Annotated in this window: 19 protein-coding genes; 5 read left to right on the forward strand and 14 right to left on the reverse strand. The window is 63.3% G+C overall.

The window, feature by feature from the left end:
• Positions 1–174: 174 nt before the first annotated feature.
• The 5 genes from AB7I51_RS02845 to dusB are packed head-to-tail and all read right to left on the reverse strand — an operon-like array spanning position 175 to position 7,604.
• Positions 175–1,542, reverse strand: coding sequence for a sigma-54-dependent transcriptional regulator (locus tag AB7I51_RS02845; RefSeq protein WP_428402650.1), 1,368 nt, complete (start codon positions 1,540–1,542; stop codon positions 175–177).
• Positions 1,542–3,845: an ATP-binding protein gene (locus tag AB7I51_RS02850; protein WP_428402649.1), complete on the reverse strand. Its 2,304-nt coding sequence runs from the start codon at positions 3,843–3,845 to the stop codon at positions 1,542–1,544. Before AB7I51_RS02850 ends, AB7I51_RS02845 begins: the two co-directional genes overlap by 1 nt.
• Positions 3,846–3,899: 54 nt before the next feature.
• Positions 3,900–5,369 (reverse strand): nitrogen regulation protein NR(I), encoded by a 1,470-nt coding sequence (ntrC, locus tag AB7I51_RS02855; protein WP_428402648.1) that lies wholly within the window; start codon positions 5,367–5,369, stop codon positions 3,900–3,902.
• A 28-nt stretch (positions 5,370–5,397) separates the two neighbouring features.
• Positions 5,398–6,570, reverse strand: coding sequence for a two-component system sensor histidine kinase NtrB (locus tag AB7I51_RS02860; RefSeq protein WP_428402647.1), 1,173 nt, complete (start codon positions 6,568–6,570; stop codon positions 5,398–5,400).
• Positions 6,567–7,604 carry a tRNA dihydrouridine synthase DusB gene (dusB, locus tag AB7I51_RS02865; RefSeq protein ID WP_428402646.1) on the reverse strand — a complete coding sequence of 346 codons (1,038 nt, stop codon included), beginning with the start codon at positions 7,602–7,604 and terminating at the stop codon, positions 6,567–6,569. Before dusB ends, AB7I51_RS02860 begins: the two co-directional genes overlap by 4 nt.
• Positions 7,605–7,703: 99 nt before the next feature.
• On the opposite strand from dusB, the gene AB7I51_RS02870 reads away from it, so the two are divergent.
• Positions 7,704–8,915 carry a bifunctional 2-C-methyl-D-erythritol 4-phosphate cytidylyltransferase/2-C-methyl-D-erythritol 2,4-cyclodiphosphate synthase gene (locus tag AB7I51_RS02870; protein WP_428402645.1) on the forward strand — a complete coding sequence of 404 codons (1,212 nt, stop codon included), beginning with the start codon at positions 7,704–7,706 and terminating at the stop codon, positions 8,913–8,915.
• 63 nt (positions 8,916–8,978) lie between these two features.
• Here the strand turns inward: AB7I51_RS02870 and AB7I51_RS02875 are convergent, their stop codons facing one another.
• Positions 8,979–9,332, reverse strand: a complete 354-nt coding sequence (locus AB7I51_RS02875; RefSeq protein ID WP_428402644.1) for a DUF2200 domain-containing protein — start codon at positions 9,330–9,332, stop codon at positions 8,979–8,981.
• 181 nt (positions 9,333–9,513) lie between these two features.
• Here AB7I51_RS02875 and arfB point away from each other — a divergent pair, with 181 nt between their 5' ends.
• Both arfB and AB7I51_RS02885 read left to right on the forward strand, forming a co-directional pair.
• Entirely contained in the window at positions 9,514–9,939 is a 426-nt protein-coding gene (arfB, locus tag AB7I51_RS02880) for an alternative ribosome rescue aminoacyl-tRNA hydrolase ArfB (RefSeq protein WP_428402643.1), read from the forward strand.
• Positions 9,940–10,135: 196 nt separating this feature from the next.
• Entirely contained in the window at positions 10,136–10,633 is a 498-nt protein-coding gene (locus tag AB7I51_RS02885; protein WP_428402642.1) for a CinA family protein, read from the forward strand.
• Here AB7I51_RS02885 and AB7I51_RS02890 read toward each other — a convergent pair.
• Positions 10,630–11,103, reverse strand: coding sequence for a type II toxin-antitoxin system RatA family toxin (locus AB7I51_RS02890; RefSeq protein WP_428402641.1), 474 nt, complete (start codon positions 11,101–11,103; stop codon positions 10,630–10,632). The genes AB7I51_RS02885 and AB7I51_RS02890 overlap by 4 nt on opposite strands.
• A 140-nt stretch (positions 11,104–11,243) precedes the next feature.
• Here AB7I51_RS02890 and AB7I51_RS02895 point away from each other — a divergent pair, with 140 nt between their 5' ends.
• On the forward strand, positions 11,244–11,738 hold the full coding sequence (locus AB7I51_RS02895) for a hypothetical protein (RefSeq protein ID WP_428402640.1): 495 nt from the start codon (positions 11,244–11,246) through the stop codon (positions 11,736–11,738).
• Between the two features lie 124 nt (positions 11,739–11,862).
• Here the strand turns inward: AB7I51_RS02895 and lipA are convergent, their stop codons facing one another.
• From lipA to AB7I51_RS02920, 5 genes are all read right to left on the reverse strand, one after another.
• A complete protein-coding gene (gene lipA, locus AB7I51_RS02900; RefSeq protein WP_428402639.1) occupies positions 11,863–12,867 on the reverse strand; it encodes a lipoyl synthase in 1,005 nt (334 codons plus the stop codon).
• A 36-nt stretch (positions 12,868–12,903) separates the two neighbouring features.
• Entirely contained in the window at positions 12,904–13,245 is a 342-nt protein-coding gene (locus AB7I51_RS02905) for a hypothetical protein (protein WP_428402638.1), read from the reverse strand.
• 188 nt (positions 13,246–13,433) lie between these two features.
• Complete coding sequence (gene dnaE / locus AB7I51_RS02910) at positions 13,434–16,895, reverse strand: DNA polymerase III subunit alpha (RefSeq protein ID WP_428402637.1); 3,462 nt, start codon at positions 16,893–16,895, stop codon at positions 13,434–13,436.
• Between the two features lie 149 nt (positions 16,896–17,044).
• Positions 17,045–17,368 (reverse strand): hypothetical protein, encoded by a 324-nt coding sequence (locus tag AB7I51_RS02915; protein ID WP_428402636.1) that lies wholly within the window; start codon positions 17,366–17,368, stop codon positions 17,045–17,047.
• Between the two features lie 159 nt (positions 17,369–17,527).
• Positions 17,528–17,866, reverse strand: coding sequence for a phasin family protein (locus AB7I51_RS02920; protein ID WP_428402635.1), 339 nt, complete (start codon positions 17,864–17,866; stop codon positions 17,528–17,530).
• Positions 17,867–18,116: 250 nt separating this feature from the next.
• On the opposite strand from AB7I51_RS02920, the gene AB7I51_RS02925 reads away from it, so the two are divergent.
• Entirely contained in the window at positions 18,117–19,781 is a 1,665-nt protein-coding gene (locus AB7I51_RS02925) for a serine hydrolase (protein WP_428402634.1), read from the forward strand.
• Between the two features lie 50 nt (positions 19,782–19,831).
• On the opposite strand, the gene AB7I51_RS02930 is transcribed toward AB7I51_RS02925, so the two are convergent.
• Together AB7I51_RS02930 and AB7I51_RS02935 are read right to left on the reverse strand one after the other, a co-directional pair.
• Complete coding sequence (locus AB7I51_RS02930; RefSeq protein WP_428402633.1) at positions 19,832–20,560, reverse strand: DnaJ domain-containing protein; 729 nt, start codon at positions 20,558–20,560, stop codon at positions 19,832–19,834.
• Positions 20,561–20,570: 10 nt separating this feature from the next.
• Complete coding sequence (locus AB7I51_RS02935) at positions 20,571–21,278, reverse strand: VWA domain-containing protein (protein WP_428402632.1); 708 nt, start codon at positions 21,276–21,278, stop codon at positions 20,571–20,573.
• Positions 21,279–21,368: the final 90 nt, after the last annotated feature.

The following is a 21,368-nucleotide window of genomic DNA, read 5'->3' on the forward strand; positions in this document are numbered from 1 at the left end:
GATCGTTCTTCTTCTTTCGCCGCAGTTTTCATTAGAACCCTTCAAATGGCGAAGCGCAAGGCGCAACCCAGGCGGATGGCGCCGCAAAGCCTCAATTCAACGTGAGCGCAGCCTCGACGGCGGCAGGACGACAGTTGAAGTCTTACATCAATTCATTTCGATATATAATTGTTTTTAAGACTCAACAGAGAGCGACTTAAGTTTTCGGTGCAAGGCGGAGCGCTCCATGCCGATGAACTCCGCCGTGCGGGAGATATTCCCGGAGAAACGATTGAGCTGCGCGACGAGATATTCTCGTTCGAAAACTTCCCGCGCTTCTCTGAGCGGCAGGCTCATCAATTTTTCGCCGCGGACGCCCGCCGGCGTCGCCGGAACAAGCTCTCCAACGTCGGCGGGAAGCATTTCAGCGGTGATCGTCGCGCCAGGATCGCCCGAGGTGACGATCATCAGGCGCTCGACATTGTTCTTCAACTGCCGGATGTTTCCTGGCCAGTCGTGCAACTGCAGGACGGCGAGCGCGTCTTCCGAGATTCGCCGGCGCGGCATGCCGGATGCGAGCGACATGTTCTCCATGAAATAGTTGATGAGCGAGGGAATGTCCTCGCGCCGTTCGGCGAGCGACGGCACCCGGATCGGCACCACGGCGAGGCGGTGGAAGAGATCCTCGCGCAGGGTTCCCTCCTCGATCGCCGAGGCGAGATCGCGCGCCGAGGAGGAGATGATGCGCACATCGACCTGGACTTTGTTTGATCCGCCAACCCGTTGAAATGTCTGGTCGACCAGCACGCGCAGGATTTTCGCCTGCGTGTCTTTGGGCATATCGGCGATTTCATCGAGGAACAGCGTTCCGCCATGCGCCTCCTCGAGCGCGCCGATCTTGCGCTCGCCGTCCGCGCCTTCGCGCCCGAAAAGCTCGATCTCCATATTTTCCGGCGTGATCGTCGCGGAATTGATCACCACGAACGGTCCGCCGGCGCGGTTTGACGCCTCATGAATGCAGCGCGCGGCAAGCTCCTTGCCGGTGCCCGGCGCGCCGGTGATCAGGACGCGGGAGTTCACAGGCGCCACCCGGCCGATGAGCTGCTGCAATTGATGCGCCGCCGGCGAGTCGCCGACGATGCGGTCGAACGCCCCTGCCCGCTGGCGCAAGGCGGAAAGTTCGCGCCGCAGCTGATAGGCTTCGAGCGCGCGTTCGGCGACGAGCACCAGCCGGTCGGCCTTAAAGGGCTTCTCAATGAAGTCGTAAGCGCCGATCTTGATCGCGCTGACCGCGGTTTCGATATTGCCGTGGCCGGAAATCATGACCACCGGCAAGCCCTTGTGCTGCTTCTGCACCTGCTCGAGCACCTGGAGCCCGTCGAGTCGAGACCCTTGCAGCCAGATGTCGAGAAAAACCAGATGCGGTCGCCGGCTGGCGATGGCGGCAAGCGCCTCGTCGGAGTCTTTGGCGGTTCGGACACCATGCCCCTCGTCCTTCAGAATTCCGGCGACGAGTTCTCTGATGTCCTCTTCATCGTCGACAATTAAAATATCGGTGGCCATTATACCCCGCTCTGCCCCGCATTACTTTCATGCGCCGCCGTACTTTCGGCCCGGCCGCCGGCCGAGCGCGACTCTTCCTTCAAGGACGTCTCCTTTGAGGACGTCTCCGCGGCGAGGGGCACGATCAGCCTTACGCAGGCGCCCCGACCCGACGGCGCGTCCAGCAACTCCAGCCGGCCTCCGTGATCCTCGATGATCTTTGCGACGATCGGCAGGCCCAGACCGGTGCCGTCCGATCGCGTCGTCATATAGGGTTCGAGCAGGCGCTGCCGGTTCATCGCCGGGAAGCCCTTACCATTGTCGATCACATCGATTTCAGCCATGCGATCGCGCACATCCAATTTAATTTCGATTCGTCCCTTTTCCTCAGCGTCTTTTTCTTCACGTGCGGCGACGCCTTCGACGGCGTTCTTAACGATATTGGTGAGCGCCTGCGACAGCAAGCGGCGATCGAACTGCGCGATGACCGGCTTCTCCGGCAAATCCTCGACAATGTCGAGATCGGCGTTGCCAACGCGCATGAGGAACGCCACCTGCCGAATGCATTCGTTAAGATCGTCGCGCTCCGGGCGCGCCTTCGGCATACGCGCAAAGGATGAAAACTCGTCGACCATCCGCTTGATATCGTCGACCTGGCGCACGATCGTATCGGTGCATTGGTCGAAAATGTCGCGATCCTCCTGGATTACCTTGCCGTATTTGCGGCGCAGCCGTTCCGCCGAAAGCTGGATCGGCGTCAGCGGATTCTTGATCTCATGGGCGATGCGCCGCGCCACGTCCGCCCAGGCGGAAGTGCGCTGCGCCATTACGAGGTCGGTGATGTCGTCGAGCGTCACCACAAAATTGTGTTGTCCGGCGTCGGCGCGCGCGGATGTGACTCTGACGTTCAATGTGCGCTCGGCGACGCCGCGCTTGAGAGTGATCTGGCTTTGCACGGCGCGCGGGAAAACCTCGGCCGCGTCTTTAAGGATCGGCGCGATTTCCGGCAGGACCGACGCCACGGAAGCGCCGACCGTCGCCTGCCCCTTGGCGTCCGCAAGCGAAAGTTCCTCGGCCGAGCGATTCAAAATGGTGACGACGCTGTCGGAATCGACGCCCATAACCGCCACCGGCACGCCGGCGAGCACGGCCTCGGTGAATTCGCGCCGCTCGTCATTGATCCGGTTGGCCTCGATCAGTCGGCTCTGCTGAAGATTGAGTTCAGTCGTCATATTGTTGAAAACGTCGCCGAGCCGCGCCAATTCGCCGTGCTGCCTGTCGACATTGACGCGAACGTCGAGATTGCCCGCCGACACTTCGTCGGTCGCGGCGATCAGGTCGCGGATCGGCGTCACCAGACGGTCGGCGAAATCGAGGCCGAACCAGATGGACGACAGCAGCATGATCGTCGTCAGGAAACCGTACATCCACACGAAGGCCCGCTGCACGGCGGCGCGATAGCCGTCGAAAGCGTCGTAGCTGCTAATGAGGCTTTGCGCCTGTTTGGGAAATTCCACCGCGATCGGATCGATCGGCCGAGTGACGTAAAGAAAAGTGTCCTGAAAGGCGCTGAGCGCGCGCAACGCCACGAAGCTCTTGCCTTCATCGATGACCAGACACAGCGGTTCGCCGCGCCGCGCATCGTCGAAGTCGGATTTGGGCGGGGCGATGATGATCGAGGCGGCGTTCTGCGCCACATCGATTCGATCGAGAATTTCGCCGTTTGATTTCACCAAAGCGGCGACCGAAAAGCCGAGAAAATACGCTCGCGACTGGAAGATCTGGTGAAAATACGGCCGATCGGAATTGTAGAGAATAGCGGCGCGATCGAGATCAGAGGCGGTGAGCTGCGCCTCCTGCAGCAGCGCCCGACACTGGCTCTCGCGGAAAACGGCCGCGGCTTCCGCGGTGTTGTGGACAAAGATCTTGACGCTCGACATGAAGGCGGGGTTGAGCACGCGCTCCAGCGTCAAGGAGCCGGCCACCGCCAGCAGAATCGCCGGAATCAAGGCGATGACCGAGAAAAAGCCGACCGTGCGGACATGAAGGCGCGCCGCCGCCTCCCCGCGCCGCCAGACGCGGTAGAGGCGCCACGCCTTGACGAGCACCATCGCCAGCAAGACGCCGACGAACACGCCGTTGACGACGAGCAGCGGCAGCAGCCGATTGTCCGTCGGCGACAGCGCGCCGAACTCCGCCACGACGAGAAAAGTGGCCAAAGCGCAGCCCACGGCCCCGATCACGATGATCGGGCCGAACCAGCTGCGAAACGGCGTTACGCCTTTCGATTTTGGCGGAGAAGCCGAATCTCCCGTCAGGGCCATGGCGCCTGTATAGGCTTCGCCCCGGCCGCTTGCAATTGAACCCCTGGCAAGCCGCTACCTAGGCGAGCGCATCAGGCGGATGTCGAGGTCGTTGACCTTCTTGCGCAGCGTGTTGCGGTTCAGCCCGAGCAGTTCCGCGGCCTTGATCTGGTTTCCGCGGGTCGCCGCAAGCGCGGCGGAAACAAGCGGAATTTCGATCTCGCGAATGATGCGGTGGTAAAGGCCCGGCGGCGGCAATTGGTCGCCATAGTCGCGAAAGAGCTTCGCGAGGTGCAATTCGACCGAAGTCGAGAGCGTCTGTCCGTCTGGCGATTCCTGCGACGGCGCGGCTGACGCGGCGCTCTTTTCGGGCTCGGCCTGGCGAATCTCATGTTCAAGCTCCGCCTCGACGAGCTGATCGGAAATGACTTCCTGCGGATGCAGGGCGGCGAGCCGGCGAATAAGATTCTCAAGCTCGCGGATATTGCCCGGCCAGCGGTATTTCTTCATCCGGTCAAGCGCCGGCTGTTCGATATATTTCTGCGGCAGGCCTTCATTCGCCGCCACTTTGAAGAAGTGATGGACGAGGTCGGGAATGTCCTCGACGCGTTCGCGCAGCGGCGGCAGGCGAAGCGGCACAACGTTGAGGCGAAAATACAGGTCCTCGCGAAACAGGCCCTGCTGGATGAGGATGCGCAGGTCCTTGTTGGTCGCGGCGATGATCCGGACATTGGTCTTGATCGGCGTGCGCCCGCCCACCGTCGTATATTCGCCCTGCTGCAGCACCCGCAGCAACCTTGTCTGCGCCTCCATCGGCATGTCGCCGATTTCGTCGAGAAACAGCGTGCCGCCCTCGGCCTGTTCGAAACGGCCGGCCGACCGCTGGTTGGCGCCGGTGAAGGCGCCCTTCTCATGGCCGAAGAGTTCGCTCTCGATCAGATCGCGCGGGATCGCCGCCATATTGACCGCGACGAACGGACCCTTCTTGCGCTTTCCATAGTCATGCAGGGCGCGAGCGACAAGTTCCTTGCCGGTGCCGGACTCGCCATTGATCATCACCGTCAGGTCGGTCTGCATCAATCGCGCTAGCGAGCGATAGATTTCCTGCATCGCCTGGGAGCGGCCGACAAGCGGCATCCCCTCGATTTCCTCATGCCCGTCGTGTTCGGGCTGTCTGCGCGGCTCGGCCATGGCGCGCCCGACGATGCCGACAAGCTCCTTGAGGTCGAACGGCTTGGGCAGATAGTCATAGGCGCCCCGCTCCGACGCTCTGATGGCGGTCATGAAGGTGTTCTGGGCGCTCATGACGATGATCGGCAGCTCGGGACGCAGCTTCTTGATCCGCGGCAGCAACTCGAAGGCGTTTTCGTCCGGCATGACCACGTCGGTGACGACGAGGTCGCCCTCGCCCGACTGCACCCAGCGCCACAGCGTCGCCGCCGCGCCGGTGGTGCGCACCTCATAGCCCGCGCGCGACAGCGCCTGGGCGACGACAGTTCGGATGGAGGCGTCGTCGTCAGCGACGAGAATTTCTCCTCGCGTCATTGTTCGGTTCTCCCGCGCCTGCGAGATATCATGCACGCCGTTCCTCGCGTTGTTCTGGCCGTTTCGCTCTAAACATCGGCATCAGCACCCGAAACGTCGTGCGTCTGGGGAGGGACTCGCACTCCACAATGCCGCCGTGGTCGTTGACGATCTTCGCAACCAGTGCAAGTCCGAGGCCAGTTCCTGTCGATTTCGTCGTCACGAAGGGATCGAAAAGATGCGCCGCGATGTCGTCCGGGACGCCCGGTCCATTGTCGCGCACGCAAAATTCCAGGGGCAGTCCGATGGGGCTTTTTTCGCCCAGCGCGCGCAGGCTCACGCCGGGACGGAAAGCGGTCGAGAGTTCGATCTCGCCATCGACGGCCTCGCCCACAGCCTCGGCGGCGTTCTTCACCAGATTGAGAAAGGCCTGCACCAGCTGATCGCGGTTGGCGGAAACCGCGGGCAGCGAAGGATCGTAATTTTCAATGAACCGAATGTTGCGCGCAAATCCACTTTGCGCGACGCGCTTCACATGGTCGAGCACCGAATGGATGTTGACCTGCTCCCGTTGCAGCGGACGCGCGTCGGAAAAAACCTCCATCCGGTCGACGAGGCGCACGATCCGGTCGGTTTCGTCGCAAATCAGTCGAGTCAGCGCGCGATCCTGGTCGCCGAGCGAGGATTCGAGCAGTTGTGCGGCGCCGCGAATGCCGGACAGCGGATTTTTGATTTCATGCGCCAACATCGAGGCGAGCCCCGAAACGGAGCGGACAGCGCCGCGATGCGTCAACTGTCTGTCTATTTTGTCGGCAATTGTTCGCTCCTGGAGCATGACAAGCACGAGCCCGTCGCCCTCGGGAAGCGGCGCGCAGTGAACGTCGACGCGCCGGTCGGCGTCCTGGCCCGGCCGGCCGAGATCGACCTTGTATTCATTGATCGTCGCGCCGCGCTCACGGACCTGTTCAATGAGCGCGGTCAGCGGCGATCCGAACGGCAGCAGCCGATCGAGCGACTGCCCGATGAGCAACGGCTTGCCGAGTTCGAAGAAAACCTCTGCGGCGGCGTTGGCGTCCTCGATGACGCCGTCGCGGGCGACGGTCAGGATCGGATTCGGCAAGGCCTCGAGCATGCAGGAGCGGCCCGCCTCATTGATGATTTTGAGCGGCTCGAAACTCGCGCAATGCGCGCCATTCCGGCGCGGGCGATCGGTAAGGCTCATGCCGCTTCCCCCTGCTCCACAGGAGCACCTCCTAGGAATATCAACTCGATCAGCCGCGCCGCCTCGTCGGGCGACTCTGTCGTGACAAGGGCGCGGCGCGCGTCAGCCGCCAGTGGCCGCCGCAAGCGATCGACATAGGCGGCAAGATGCTTGCGCGCATGACGCAGACCCGCCGCCGCGCCCATCGACGCCACGAGGCCTGAGAGATGTTCGCGCGCGATTTCCGCGCGCTGCGCCGGCGTCGTCGGCGGTCGCCTTTTGCCAGTCCTTAGAAAATGCGCGATGTCGCCGACGATCCAGGGCTGTCCCATCGCCGCCCGCCCGATCATCACCCCATCGGCGTGCGATGATTCGAGCATTGCGGCGGCGTCCTCTTCATTGGCGCAATCGCCATTGGCGATCACCGGAATGCGCACGGCTTCCTTCACCGCGGCGATCGCCCGCCAGTCGGCCCGGCCCGAATAGAACTGCTGCCGCGTGCGGCCGTGAACGGTGATCATCGCGGCGCCTTCCGCCTCGGCCCGACGCGCCAGCTCGGCCGCGTTGCGGCTCGTATCGTCCCATCCCAGGCGCATTTTAACGGTGAGCGGCACGCATATTGCCTCACGAGCTGCTGAGATAAGCCGCGCCGCTTGATCGAGATCGCGCATCAGCGCGGCGCCCGCGAGGCCTCCGGTGACACGCTTGCAAGGGCAGCCCATGTTGATATCGACCCAATCAGCCCCGGCGGCTTCGGCGCAACGCGCCGCCGCCGCGATTTCGTCCGGCGCGCGCGCGGCGATCTGAATGACCCGCGGACCCTCGCCGGCGCGCGCAAGGCGCATCGACGTTTCGCGATCGCCCCGAGCGACGCCCGCCGCCGTCACCATCTCGCTCACCGTCGCCGAAGCCCCAAGGCGAAAGGCGATGCGACGCATGGCGGGATCGGTCACGCCGGCCATTGGCGCGAGCAGCGCACGGCCGGTCAACACGAGCCCGCCAACGCGCAGAGGCGGAGGCGAAAGGCCAACGCCTAGTTTTTTGGCAGTAGCCATCTTGCCCACATCATAAGCAGTTCTCTTCGCACTTGCAACATAGCATTTCCTTGCGCGCCGACATTTGACGGCGAAGGCGAAAACCGACAGAGAGCGGCCATGGGCGCCGCTCCGGACCATCCTTCCATCGCCATTCTCGTCGTCGCTGGCGGGCGCGGCGCGCGAGCCGGCGACGGCCCGCCCAAGCAATACCGATCGATCGCCGGAAAGACCTTGCTCGCCCGAACGCTCGAGGGGCTGGGCGCGGCGACGCCGGAAGCTGCGCTGAAAGTCGTCATCCATCGCGACGATTTCAACCAGTATCAAGCTAGCGTGGCCGAGCTTTCGCCATCCGAACGCGCGCGACTTCTGCCGCCAGCCTTCGGCGGGGCGACAAGGCAGGACAGCGTCAGGAACGGTCTCGAGGCGCTCGCGGCAGAGGGCGCGCCCGACATCGTACTGATCCATGACGCCGCACGTCCCTTTGCCGACGCCGCGCTGGTCGCGCGAGCGATTAATTCTGCAGCGATTCATGGCGCCGCCGCGCCCGGCGTGGCGCTCGCGGATACGATCAAGGAGATCGACGACACAAGGGTCGTGATCGCGACGCCCGAGCGCGCACGGCTTCGCGCCGTGCAGACGCCGCAGTCGTTCCGCTTCGATCTCATCTTGAAGGCGCATCGCGCGGCGGCCGCCGGCGGGCGCGAATATACCGACGACGCCATGATCGCCGAGGCCGCCGGCGCGAAGGTTTATATTTTCGACGGCGACGCGGCCAATTTCAAACTGACGACGCAACAGGATTTCGCCCGCGCCATGGAGCTCTTAAAGCCAGCCGCATTCGCCGATCTGCCGGATATCCGCATGGGCCAGGGCTATGACGTCCACGCCTTCGGACCCGGCGACGCGGTCTTTCTCGGCGGCGTCGAGATTCCGCACAGCCATGGCCTCGCCGGCCATTCCGATGCCGATGTGCTGTCCCATGCGATCACAGACGCCATACTCGGCGCGATCGCCGAGGGCGACATCGGCGCGCATTTCCCGCCCTCCGATCCGCAGTGGAAAGGCGCGGCCTCGTCAATTTTTTTGGCGCGCGCCTGCGAACTCGTTCGCGCCCGCGGCGGCGCCATCGCCAATGTCGACGCGACGATCATTTGCGAAGCGCCGAAAATCGGCCCGCACCGCGAACGCATTCGCGAAAGCCTCGCCGCGACAATGGGCGTCGACATTGGCCGCATCGCGATCAAGGCGACGACGACCGAGCGGCTGGGCTTCACCGGACGGCAAGAAGGCATGGCGGCGCTGGCGATCGCCACGGTGCGGTTGCCGTGAGAGCCGGCCCGCGAAGTCTTCGACGGCTTAAGCCAAGAACGGACGGCGTTCGATCGCTCAGAGTCAATTTTTTCGCAGAATTTTATCTATCGCCCTTCCTTGCGCCAACTCATCAATGAGTTTGTCCAAATAGCGAATTTCTCGCATCGTCGGCTCCTTGATATCCTCCACTCGGACGCCGCAAACCACGCCCTTGATCAAGGTTCGCGAAGGATTGATCATGGGAGCCTCCGCAAAAAATGTCTCAAAGTCAGTCTGTTTCTCCAGTTGGGTTTTCAATTCCTCCTGACCATAGCCCGTCAGCCACGAGATGATCTGGTCGACCTCTGCTTTTGTGCGTCCTTTCTTTTCAGCTTTTGCGACGTAAAGAGGATAAACGCTTGCGAAACTGGTCGTATAGATTCGGTGTTTCGCCATGAATGTCCACTCCCGACCGACCTGCCGACTTGGGCCATTGTAGGCCGATTCCGACATTTGGTCGCTGCGCGTTTTCCGCTCTATTCGCCCGACGTCGAACCCAGATTGAGACATCGCCAAGGCTTCCGCAATCGGGCGCGCGACCTGCTATAAGGCCACTTTGCAGCGCCCGAGGCTTCTAATGATCCGCGTGACCGAAAGAATTGCGCTCCACGATTGGGAGATCGTGGAGGAATTCGCGCGCGCTTCGGGACCCGGAGGCCAGAATGTGCAGAAGGTGGAAACCGCCGTGCGGCTGCGCTTCGACGTCGGCGCCTCGCCCTCTCTGACCGATGACGTGAAAGCGCGGCTCGCGCGAACCGCCGGACGCCGCCTCACCAAGGAGGGCGTCCTCCTGATCGAGGCGCAGCGCTATCGCACGCAGGAGCGCAACCGGGCGGATGCGCTCGAACGTCTCGTGACGCTGATCCGCACGGCCGCCGAGCCTCCCCCGCCGCCGCGCAAGAAAACCCGCCCGACGCTCGCTTCGAAACTCAGACGGCTCGCCGGCAAGAAGCAGCGCGGCGACGTGAAGGCGCTGCGCGGGAAGCCAGCGGGCGATCTATGATACGAATAGTGGCGGATCCGTTCGCTTGGGCAATGTCATTCCCGGCAGGCCGCAGGCCTGACCGGGAATCCAGGCGCTTTCCACGAACGCTGGTTTTGCACTGGATTCCCGATCGCGCTTCACGCGTCGGGAATGACAGCCGAATGGCTTAACGCATTTCGTATGAGATACGTCATGCGGATTTATGAGATACGTAATGCGTCAAAATACTACATACGTAAAAGCTAAAAATCTTCTCGACGCGGCGCGCGCCAAGGGACTGCGCGTGGCGACGGCGGAATCCTGCACCGGCGGGCTCGTTGCCGCGGCGCTCACCGAAATCCCAGGTTCGTCCGACGTGTTCGAGCGCGGCTTCGTCACCTATTCCAATGAGGCGAAGCGCGGCATGCTCGGCATTCCCTGGCCGCTCATCGAACGCCATGGCGCGGTCAGCGCCGAGGTCGCCCGCGCCATGGCGCTAGGCGCGATCGATCAATCGCTCGCCGACATCGCCGTCGCCGTGACGGGCGTCGCCGGCCCCGGCGGCGGCTCGGCGGAAAAGCCGGTGGGACTCGTTCATTTCGCCTGCGCCCGCCGCGGCGGCGAGGTTGCCCACGTCGAGCGCCGTTTCGGTCCCCAGCCCCGCGCGGAAATCCGCGTCGCCTCAGTTGCGCAGGCGCTAAATATGCTGACGAGCGCCGTCACAGCCGTTTAGCGGCGACGGCCGTAAACTTCGTCCGCCCTTTTGACAAAGGCGTCGGCGTATTTGTGGAAGGCCCGATCGAACATCGCGCCCATTACCAACCCGAGCGCCGCGCTCTTGAATTCATAAGCGATGAAGAAATCGACGGTCGACCGGGGCGCCAGCGCGCTCGCCCCCGGCTCGTCGCGAAAGGTCCAGCGGTTGTCGAGCTTACGAAACGGCCCTTCGACGCATTCGACCCTGATCTCTAGCTTGTTGGCGTCGCAGCAGACCCGGCTCACATAGCGTTCGCAGATCGCTTTGAAGCCGACCTGCATTTCGACGGACGACACGACGATCCCCGGCGCAGTCTCCGTGTGGCGGCGGATGCGGATCGCCTCACAGAGGGGCACGAACTGCGGATAGGAGTCGACGTCGCTAACCAGCGCGAACATTTCCTGGGCGCTGTGGGGCACATGGCGACGGTTGCGGAAGCTCTTCATGAGCCCAAGCTTCTAATTCATCGACGCGACAGCGGCAAAAGCCGGGGTCCGCGCGGCTGGAACAATCCCGCCGGAGCGCAGGTTTAATCGACGCGTTCTCGCTGGCTCCTAATAAGCGCACTATTCCGATGGAGGAAACGATGGCGGACAAATCCGATTTCACGGCCGACGAGTGGAAGAAAATCTTGGAATCGCCGTTGCTTGCGGGCTTTGCGGTCAGCGCCGGCGACCCCAGCGGCTTTATCGGGACGTTGCAGGAAGGCTTCGCCAGCGCCAAGGCTTTGGCCGCCGCCAAATCCGATCCGAAAGCCGACGCGCTGATCAAGGCGGTCGTCAATGATCTATTAACGGCGGACGGACGCGCCGCCGCGCGCGAAGGCGTGAAGAATGTCGTCGACGGCGCCAAGGTCGACGAATTCAAGGATCGTGCGCTTAGCGAATTGCGCAGCACCGCGTCGATCCTCGATTCAAAGGCGCCCAGCGAGTCGAAAGCCTTCAAGAGCTGGCTCAATCATATCGCCAATCTCGTCGCGGAGGCCGGCACCGAGGGCGGCTTTCTGGGCTTTGGCGGCGTGAAGGTGAGCGATGCCGAGCGCGCCACTCTTGCGGAGATTTCCACGGCGCTGGGGGCGTAATCCGCCTCGCCCTGCGGAGATCACTTGCAAAGTGCGGCCAAGCCCTCTCCCTGCTGTCCCACCGCTTCGCGGGGGAGAGGACGCTAACGTGCAACGTTAGCGAAATCCCGAAGCAGCGCCGACTCTACCCCCTCTCCCGCAAGTGGGAGGGCTCGGGTGGGGGCCGCAGCCCCCGCGCCGCGCGCAGCTTGGCGAAATCGTCGCCGGCATGGTGCGACGAGCGGGTCAGCGGCGAGGACGCGACATAGAGAAAGCCCTTGGCATAGGCAATCGCCTTATAAGAGTCGAACTCCTCGGGCGTCACGAAGCGATCGATCGGATGGTGCTTGCGGGTCGGCTGCAGATATTGGCCGATGGTGATGAAATCGACTTCCGCCGAGCGCATGTCGTCCATCACCTGCATCACTTCGATGCGGCTTTCGCCAAGCCCAACCATGATGCCGGATTTGGTGAACAGCGACGGGTTCAGCTCCTTGGCGCGCTGCAGCAGCCGCAACGAGTGGAAATAACGCGCGCCCGGCCGCACCGTGACATAGAGCGACGGCGTGGTTTCGAGATTATGGTTGAAGACGTCGGGCCCCGCCGCGACGACAAGCTCCAGCGCCCCAGGCTTTCTCAAAAAATCCGGCGTCAGGACTTCGATCGTCGTTTCGGGGCATGTCGAGCGGATCGCGGCGATGGTTTCGGCGAAATGGCCGGCGCCGCCGTCATCGAGATCGTCGCGGTCGACCGAGGTCACCACGACATGGGAGAGGCCGAGCGCCCTGGTCGCTTCAGCCACCCTGCCCGGCTCGGTCGGATCGAGCGGCGCCGGCAATCCCGTCGCGACATTGCAGAAGGCGCAGGCGCGGGTGCAGACCTCGCCCATGATCATGAAGGTGGCGTGCTTCTTCTCCCAGCATTCGCCGATGTTTGGACAGGCCGCCTCCTGGCAGACGGTCGCGAGACCTGCGTCCTTGAGCAGGCCGCTGGTCTCGGCCCAGGCCTTGGAGCCCGGCGCCTTGACCCTGATCCATGGCGGCTTGCGCAGAATCGGCGCGTCGGGGCGACCGGCCTTCTCAGGATGGCGCAACGGGGACGCCTCCCGCTTCTTGCGGGGGTCGTCGTTCAACAGATCGAGAACGGTCAAAGTGGGAGAGTCTCCTCTCCAACCAAGCTAGGTGCGTCAGTGATGAACCGCAATGTCCCCGCCAGTTCCATCGAGGTAATGCCACGAGCGCCAAGCGAGACAGAACAGCGCCGCGCCGATCGCGCCGGCGACCAACACCGAGTCGGCGCCGCGCGGGCCGATTCCGGCGCGAACCGCGAATTCGGCGGCAAGCCACGCTCCCGTGACCCCGACGAGCAGCAGAGCGCCCAGCCGACAGTCGACGCGTTCGGCCAAATGGGCGAACCGCGAGAGCTTGGTCGCGCACCAGCCGACGACGCCGCCGATGAACATGAGGGCAAGAAATTGCGCATTGGGCGCGCCGATGAGGACGGCTGCGGCGGAGAGCGTCGCGTCCATGGATGTCTCCCGCGAGTAAGGACGATCGCATTTTACGCTGACGCACCAACAACGAATTTGTCGGCTGTTTGTTCCGAACCTTCCACCGAAAAGAACCCGACCCCGAGCTCGGCGACGTTAATGACATCAGATTTAAAATATAAATCAGTATTTTATAACTTGAACTTATTGTTTAAGTTAAGGTTCGGCTAGAGATATTCCACCTCTAGCACGCCGGGTATCGCGCGCAATGCGCCTGCGACGTCAGGGTTGACCGAATAGGTTCCCGGCAGCCGAATTTCGATCTCCTCCTGCCCCTGCTCGCGCTTGAGCAGGATCGACACTTCGCCTTCGCCGCGTCCACTCAGACGCGTCTTGATCCGGTCAAGCGGGCTCTCGTCGCCGACCACGACGCGCAGCCCCTTCTGCGCGCGGGCAGCCGCGGCGGCCAGCGGCTCGACCGTCACGATGCGGGCGCGCACGTCCTCGCCCTCCACCGCCGCGGACAGCGTGACCAGCACCGCCGCGCCTTTTTCCAGAAGATCGCGATATTGGGTCAGCCCCTCCTGAAAGAGGATCGCTTCAAATTGTCCGCTGACGTCGGAAAGCTGCACGATCCCCATTTTCGAGCCGGACTTGGTGCGCCGTTCGGCCCGGTCCAAGACCACCGCGGCCAGCCGGCCGGCGGTCGCGCCGCGCTTGACCGAGGCGGCGAATTCACTCCAGCGCGACACGCGCAGCTTGGGCAAAAGACTGGCGTAGGCGTCGAGCGGATGGCCGGAAAGAAAGAAGCCGGCGGCCTCATATTCACGCTGCAGGGTTTCCGCCGCCGGCCAGGGCGGCGTTTTGGGAACAGCAAGGTCCGCCGGCTCGGCTTCGCCGAACAGCGCATTCTGCCCCGCCTTGCGGTCTTCAACATGCCGGTTGGCGGCGGCGAGCATCGGCTCGATCGCGGCGAAGGCCCGCGCCCGATTGGGCTCGATCTCGTCGAAGGCGCCGCAGGCGACAAGGCTCTCCAGCGTCTTCTTATTGACTTCGCGAGGGTTCAGCCTTCTCGCGACATCGGCGAGACTGGCGAATTGGCGCTCTCCCCGCGCGCGCACCAGCGATTCGGCCTGCCCCTCGCCGACGCCCTTGATCGCCGAGAGGGCGTAACGGATAGCGAGCGTTCCGTCAGCGCCGGCGGCGACGTCGAAATCCACCCCGGACCGATTGATCGACGGCGGCTCGACGGAAAGGCCCATCCGCCGCGCCTCGTCGCGAAACTCGGCGAGCTTATCGGTCTGACTCTTGTCGAAGGTCATCGAAGCGGCGAGGAACTCGGCCGGATAATGGGCCTTCAGATAGGCGGTCTGATAGGTAATGAAGGCGTATGGCGCCGAGTGCGATTTGTTGAAGCCATATTCGGCGAATTTGGCGCAGGCGTCGAAAATCGCGTCGGCGGTGGATTTCGCGATGCCGTGCTCGGTCGCGCCGGAGACGAAGCGCTCGCGCTGCGCGTCCATCTCCGCTTTGATTTTCTTGCCCATGGCGCGGCGCAGAATGTCGGCCTGTCCGAGACTATAGCCGGCGAGGTCCTTGGCGATCTGCTGCACCTGCTCCTGATAGGTGATGACGCCGAAAGTCTCCTTGAGGATCGGCTCCAGCTCGGGATGGTCATATTCGATCGGCTCGTCGCCGAGCTTGCGCGCGCAATAGGTCGGGATATTAGCCATCGGGCCCGGCCGATAGAGCGCGACAAGCGCGATGAGGTCCTCGAAACGATCGGGGCGCATATCCACGAGCGCCTTTTTCATCCCGGCGCTTTCCACCTGGAACAGGCCGACCGTCTCGCCGCGCCGCAGCAGTTCGAAGGTCGGCTCGTCATCGAGCGGGATCGCGGTCGGATTGAGCGAAATCCCGCGCTTCTCGAGAAGCGAAACGCAGGTCGAGATGACGGTCAGAGTCTTGAGCCCGAGGAAGTCGAATTTCACGAGGCCCGCGGGCTCGACCCATTTCATATTGAACTGGGTCGCGGGCATGTCGGATTTCGGATCGCGGTAGAGCGGCGTCACCTCATGCAGCGGCCGGTCGCCGATCACGACTCCGGCGGCGTGGGTCGACGCGTTGGAATAGAGCCCTTCGAGCGAGCCGGCGATTTTAAAGAGGCGGCGGACGCGCTCGTCCTCTTCCACCGCCTCGCGCAATTTCTGCTCGCTCGCCAGCGCCTCGGCGAGGGTGACGGGCTTCGCGGGGTTCTGAGGGACGAGCTTGGCGAGCTTGTCCACCTGCCCGAGCGGCATTTCCAGCACGCGGCCGACGCTGCGTAGAACGCCGCGCGCGAGAAAAGAGCCAAAAGTGATGATCTGCGCGACCCGATCCGCGCCATAGCGCTCGCGCACATAGTCGATCACCTCGCCGCGCCGCGATTGGCAGAAATCGACGTCGAAATCCGGCATCGAGGTTCGTTCGGGATTGAGGAAACGCTCGAAGAACAGGCCAAAGCGGATGGGATCGAGGTCGGTAATGGTCAGCGCATAGGCGACGAGCGAACCGGCGCCCGAGCCGCGTCCAGGACCGACCGGAATGCCCTTGGATTTGGCGAATTTGATGAAATCCGAAACGATCAGGAAGTAGCCGGGAAAGCGCATTTTCTCGATGACGGACAGTTCGAAATCGAGCCGCGCGGCGTAGTCCTCGCGGGTTCGTCCTGCCGCCGGACCATGCGCGGCGAGGCGTTGCTCAAGCCCTTCCGTCGCCTGTCGGCGCAGCTCCTGCGCTTCGATCTCGTCGAGCGAAAGCCCGTCGCGCGTCTCCTGCACGAAGCGCGGCATGATCGGCTTGCGGGTCTGCGGTCGGAAGCTGACCCGACGGGCGATCTCCAGCGTGTTCGCGGTCGCCTCTGGAAGGTCGGCAAACAGCGCGCGCATCTGCGCGCGGGTCTTGAAGTAATGTTCGGGCGAAACGCGTCGCCTTGCGTCGACGCTCGCCACCGCGCCTTCTGCAATGCAGAGCAGCGCGTCATGCGCCTCGAAATCGGCGGGTTGGGCGAAATAGGCTTCGTTGGTCGCGACCAGCGGCAACCCGCGACGATAGGCGAGGTCGAGCAATTGCGGCTCGACCTCCCGTTCCGCCGGCAGATTGTGCCGCTGGATTTCGACATATAGACGGTCGCCATATAGGCGTTCGAGCGTGGCGAGGCGCGCCCGCGCCTGTTCCGGACCGCCGTTCGCAAGCGCGCGGTCCAATGCGCCGTCGGGCCCCCCGGTCAGCGCGATCAGCTCCTGGGCATCGGCGGCGAGCGCCTCAAGCGTCACATGCGGCTCGTCGCCTTGCTCGACGTCGAGAAAGGCGCGCGAAGCGAGGCGCATGAGATTGCGATATCCCGCCTCGGTCTTGGCGAGGAGCACGATATTGGCGAAGCGATCGTCTCGCGCCGCGCCTGACGCGCCCTTCCCGTCGCCGAAATCGACGAGCAGCTGCGCGCCGGCGATCGGCTGAATCCCAGCCTTCGCCGCTTTTTCCGAAAATTCTAGCGCCGAGAAGAGGTTATTGGTGTCGGTTACCGCGAGCGCCGGCTGCTCGTCGCGCACCGCAAGGTCGATGAGCTTGCCAAGCGCCAGCGCGCCCTCGCGCAGCGAATAGGCGGTATGGAGGTGCAGATGAACGAAGCCGGCGTCGGCGGCTGGCATAGTCTGGCGCCTGACTGGGACGTGGCGGAATCGAGACGAATGTTACAGTCTCGCGTCCAAGCGCGAAACTCCGCGCAAGTGTCCGTCCCCAGATGACGCAAATAACCCGGCCCGACGATTCAGGACCGGGTTAAAAAAGGGTCTGCCGCTCAGAACGTAAAGCGGCGAACGTCTACGCCATATTCGTTGAGGAGCCTATGCATCGCCGGAGAAAGGCGAACCACGCGAAAGGCGTTTTGATTTGAGCTGCAGTCGTTCTTGAGCCCGACATATTTGGCTTGAAGCGTGTTCGCTTCACTCTCGCTGACCGACGTGCGGACCTGCTCGATGACCAGGCGCACTTCCGAACTGTCATATTGCCTGACGAGTGAACAGCCGATGCGCAAATCCTGCGCCGACGCCGGAGACATGGAAGCGCTCAAAAGGAAGGCGCCCAATAGCGCGCCGGCAAAAGCCGGCTTCTTGTGACTCACGTTGTACTCCCTGGCTAAAGCCGACCGTTCGTGCGTCGCCGGACGAAAAATCTCAGCGAAAAGCGGCGAAACTGCGTTCAACGGACAGCGCGGCGGAGGCGCGAGCCTCCCCCGGCCAATTGTCCTAGCCGCGTAGTGGACGAACGTGCTTACCGCCTATCACTCGGCGGGGCTGTAAGCTTTCGCCGCCGTCTCGATCGGCTTGAAGACTTCCTTGGCCATCGACGTATAGAGTTCGCCGAGCTTCGTCGCTTCAGCGAGGAAGTCTTCATAGACGCTCTTGGCGTAGTCCGACTGAAGCTGCATAGCTTCGTCCAACTTCTTGACCGTAATCAGCTTTTCGGCCAGGACGCGGCTCTTCTCGAAGGACTTCTTGGAATAATCGGTGGTTTCGGCGGCAATGCTCTGCCAGCCCTTCGTCACCGCAGCCGTAGCGGCGGAAACGGCTTCAAATTGCTCTTTGCCGAGCTTCTGAACGCTGTCGAAGGAAGCTACCATAGTTCGTCCTCATGATTTTGGCGCAAAGGCACCCTATGCGGCGTCATGCGTCCGCTGACGATTTATTTATATGCATTGCACAAAATAAAGTCAATCAAAATGTTGCGGCGCAATATCCATCGGGCGCATCGATGAGGCGTGTGGAAATCGCTTAACCCGCGGGTAACTGCCGGCCGCTAATTTAGCAAAACGTCACTTTTGGCGCGGCTGGGCGGTTGCGCGGACAACAGTGAAGTGAAGGGGCGTGTTGATGGTAAGATCGAGTTTGTTGAACGACCTGTCGCGGGCCCGCTCCCTTGCGGCAGTCACTGCCACGATCATGATCCTCTTGGCGGCGTCTGTCGCCCCTGCAGAGGCGCGTCGGGGCTCGCGTCAGCACCACCGCGCCGAAGTTCAGGAGCGCGTCTCAGCCGCAAGAACGCGCGCCAACGCCGCCGCCGATCCGATCGTCGGGGAACATCGCGGTTTTTCGGCAATCGTCGTCGACGCCAACAGCGGTCGCACGCTTTACTCCCGCTCGGAACATGAACTGCGCCATCCAGCGTCCGTCACCAAAGTGATGACGCTCTATCTACTCTTCGAGCAGTTGGAGAAAGGCCGGATGCGCCTTGATTCGCCGCTCATGATTTCCCAGCATGCGGCGGCGCAGGCGCCAACCAAGCTGGGCCTTCGGCCTGGCCAGACGATCAGCGTGGATAATGCGATCAAGGCGGTCGTCACCAAATCCGCCAACGACATCGCCTGCGCGATCGCTGAAAACGTCGCCGGCGACGAGCATAGTTTCGCGCAGATGATGACGCGCAAGGCTCACGCGCTCGGCATGCGCAATACCCATTATGAGAATGCGTCAGGCCTTCCCGATCCGGACCAGGTGACGACGGCCCATGATCTCTCCCTGCTCGGACGCGCGATCCAGGAGCGCTTTCCGCGCTACTATCGCTACTTCTCGACGCCGAGCTTCGCCTACAATGGCGCGCTACATCGCAACCACAATCATCTGCTCGGCCAAGTCGAGGGCATGGACGGCATCAAGACCGGCTATACCCGCGCGTCCGGCTTCAACCTTCTCACCTCGGTGCGCCGTCATGGACATCACATCGTCGCGGTGGTGATGGGCGGCAAAACCGCCTATACGCGCGACCGCATCATGGCCGGGTTAATCGAGGAACATATCGGCGGCGGCTCTTCGGTCAGAACTGCGGCGGCTGTCGCCGAAGACCCGCGCGCCAATGAAGCGCAGGAGCGTCTGGCCGATGAACTTCCGCAGCCCGCCAGGGTCGCCGCGGAACGCGTCCAGCAGGCCGCCGTTCCCGAGCGACTGGCTTACGCCGAGCCCCAGGAAACCCTCATCGAGGAACCGGAACCCTTTAGCCGCCGACAGACCGCGCCGGTTCCGGCGGCGGACATTCCTTCTCAGGAAAGCGCCGCGCGGCCTTCCATTCGTCCCGCCTTCGTATCTGGCGGTCAAAAGCGGGCAGCGGGCGCCTATGTGACCGGGCGCAAGGGAGCCAGCTCGAATGTCGGCCTCACGCCGGTCGCGTCACGCGATGGTTCGACGACGGGCGGCGCGCGCAAGATCGACATTACGCCCGTGTCCACGACGCCTTCGGCGATCCGCGGCGCCGGCGTCAAAACACAGGCGGCCAAAGCCGACGCCAATCGTCCTGCGCAGCCGGGCTGGATGATCCAGATCGGCGCGACCGAGGACCAGGAAAAGGCCAATCAATTGCTTGCGCGCGCGCGCAGCCAGCTTCAGGGCTTCCCCCCCAACGCGACCGCGTTCACCGAAAAGATCCAGAAGGGAACGGGGACGCTCTACCGCGCCCGTTTCGCTGGTCTTGAGGAAGAGGCCGCGCAATCGGCATGCAAAGCGCTCAAGCGCTCCGGCTTCGCCTGTTTCACGACTAGGAACTGATTTGCGACATGTCCACGACCTGGGACCACGACTACGGCGAGCGGCGGGCGTCAGTGCTGGTGACGCCGCATCAAGACATCCTTCGCCTCATTCACTCGGGCCGCAAGATCCGTCGTCCCACCAAGATCTGGGTGAAGTTTTTTCATCAGATCACGGTGGGCGCGGGCAATGTCCGCAGCGGCGGCGCCACGCTTGAGGCCAAGAATTTCGTACGCCTCGTCTTCCGAAATCGCGCCCGCGCGACGCGCGCCGCCCTCGCCCGCGCGGAATCCCCCCGCGTCTGCGTGCGCATCGCTTGCCGAACGCCAGCCGGAAAATCTGCGGTCAAGATAAGCTTCTAGGAGCCTCGCGCCGTCCGGGTCGTCGCGGCGGCAAACGCCGTAAAGTTCGAGGAGCGCCGGACGCGCCAGGGAATCGAGCGGCGCGCCTTCATGCTGGCCAGCGAGGACGACGCCCCGAATCGCGCCCGTCGAATGGTCGAGCTCCATTTCGATCATCGCGGATCGCACGCGCGACACGCCGCCAGCGCCCCCGCCGGCGTTTCGAAAGCCGCTGCGGAGGCGTCCGCCGCCCAGACCCATCAGCCATGCGCCAAGGCCAAGCAGCGCCATGCCGAGGTCGAGGCGCCCGCGAGCGAGGAGCAGGCCGCCCAGCGCCAGCGCAAGAACGCCGCCGCCGCGCTTCAAAATGACCGCCAACAGCGCCGGCGACGTCTTCGTATAGGCGTTGAGCGCCAGGATGGTCAGGACCAAGGCGACAAGTCCGATCAGAATGGGCATGCTCTCATCCTCAACCGATCTGGGACAGGAGCAGACGCGCTGCGCCCTCGCCTTCGCCAGCGCGCCGCTCCAACTCCAATCTGCCGCCGACGGCGTAGGCGGCCGCAGCGGCGAGCAATTCCGCCAGACGCCGCGGCGCGGCGGCGTCGAAGGCCGCATAGGCCCCGCCAGTCAGGCGCGCGATCTCGCGATAGGCGTGTCGTACGTCGGCGTCCTGGCCCTCCTGAAACATGAAGGTTTTTACGCCGAGCAGTCCCAGCTGGCCTGCCGTCGCCGTCAAGGCGTCGATCCGCTCCTCCATGGCGTCGCCGATAAAGACAATCGCCCCGACGCGAGCGCTGCGCGACTCGTCAAGCGCGTGGCGCAGGACCTTTCCGATCTGCGTACGTCCGCCTTGGCAGACGATCCGCGACATTAGCGCGCCGAGCCCCTCACCTCCCGACACGAAGCGCGAGGCGCGGCATTCTCCGAACCCGCGGAAATAGACCAGCTGAACGTCAAGCCCGCCCTGGGCGGCGGTCGTGCGAAACATCTCTCCTTGAATCGACTGCGCCATGTCCCAGGTCGGCTGCCTGCTCATTGTCGCGTCCAGCGCGAATATCAGCCGGCCGCGCGACTGGTCGACCGCGACGGTCCTCGCCTTGTCGAGAAAGGCGTCTACCGGCCCCGATCGAGCGGAGCCCTGAGCGGCTGGCGGCTTAGCTGAATGATCGCCCACTGCGGTTCACGTCGTTTCTTTGACGTTCTCATTAAAATCGGCCGCGCGCTCTGATAAACAAGAGGCTTGTAAACAAGAGGCTTGGCGCAG

Source organism: Methylocystis sp., assembly GCF_050246715.1.
Taxonomy (GTDB): Bacteria; Pseudomonadota; Alphaproteobacteria; order Rhizobiales; family Beijerinckiaceae; genus Methylocystis.

Excerpts from the sequence above, each read along its gene's own strand:
- AB7I51_RS02845 (WP_428402650.1), bottom strand. The coding sequence starts at position 1,542 with ATGGCCACCGATATTTTAATTGTCGACGATGAAGAGGACATCAGAGAA.
- AB7I51_RS02850 (WP_428402649.1), bottom strand. The coding sequence starts at position 3,845 with ATGGCCCTGACGGGAGATTCGGCTTCTCCGCCAAAATCGAAAGGCGTA.
- ntrC (WP_428402648.1), bottom strand. The coding sequence starts at position 5,369 with ATGACGCGAGGAGAAATTCTCGTCGCTGACGACGACGCCTCCATCCGA.
- AB7I51_RS02860 (WP_428402647.1), bottom strand. The coding sequence starts at position 6,570 with ATGAGCCTTACCGATCGCCCGCGCCGGAATGGCGCGCATTGCGCGAGT.
- dusB (WP_428402646.1), bottom strand. The coding sequence starts at position 7,604 with ATGGCTACTGCCAAAAAACTAGGCGTTGGCCTTTCGCCTCCGCCTCTG.
- AB7I51_RS02870 (WP_428402645.1), top strand. The coding sequence starts at position 7,704 with ATGGGCGCCGCTCCGGACCATCCTTCCATCGCCATTCTCGTCGTCGCT.
- AB7I51_RS02875 (WP_428402644.1), bottom strand. The coding sequence starts at position 9,332 with ATGGCGAAACACCGAATCTATACGACCAGTTTCGCAAGCGTTTATCCT.
- arfB (WP_428402643.1), top strand. The coding sequence starts at position 9,514 with ATGATCCGCGTGACCGAAAGAATTGCGCTCCACGATTGGGAGATCGTG.
- AB7I51_RS02885 (WP_428402642.1), top strand. The coding sequence starts at position 10,136 with ATGCGTCAAAATACTACATACGTAAAAGCTAAAAATCTTCTCGACGCG.
- AB7I51_RS02890 (WP_428402641.1), bottom strand. The coding sequence starts at position 11,103 with ATGAAGAGCTTCCGCAACCGTCGCCATGTGCCCCACAGCGCCCAGGAA.
- AB7I51_RS02895 (WP_428402640.1), top strand. The coding sequence starts at position 11,244 with ATGGCGGACAAATCCGATTTCACGGCCGACGAGTGGAAGAAAATCTTG.
- AB7I51_RS02905 (WP_428402638.1), bottom strand. The coding sequence starts at position 13,245 with ATGGACGCGACGCTCTCCGCCGCAGCCGTCCTCATCGGCGCGCCCAAT.
- dnaE (WP_428402637.1), bottom strand. The coding sequence starts at position 16,895 with ATGCCAGCCGCCGACGCCGGCTTCGTTCATCTGCACCTCCATACCGCC.
- AB7I51_RS02920 (WP_428402635.1), bottom strand. The coding sequence starts at position 17,866 with ATGGTAGCTTCCTTCGACAGCGTTCAGAAGCTCGGCAAAGAGCAATTT.
- AB7I51_RS02925 (WP_428402634.1), top strand. The coding sequence starts at position 18,117 with ATGGTAAGATCGAGTTTGTTGAACGACCTGTCGCGGGCCCGCTCCCTT.
- AB7I51_RS02930 (WP_428402633.1), bottom strand. The coding sequence starts at position 20,560 with ATGCCCATTCTGATCGGACTTGTCGCCTTGGTCCTGACCATCCTGGCG.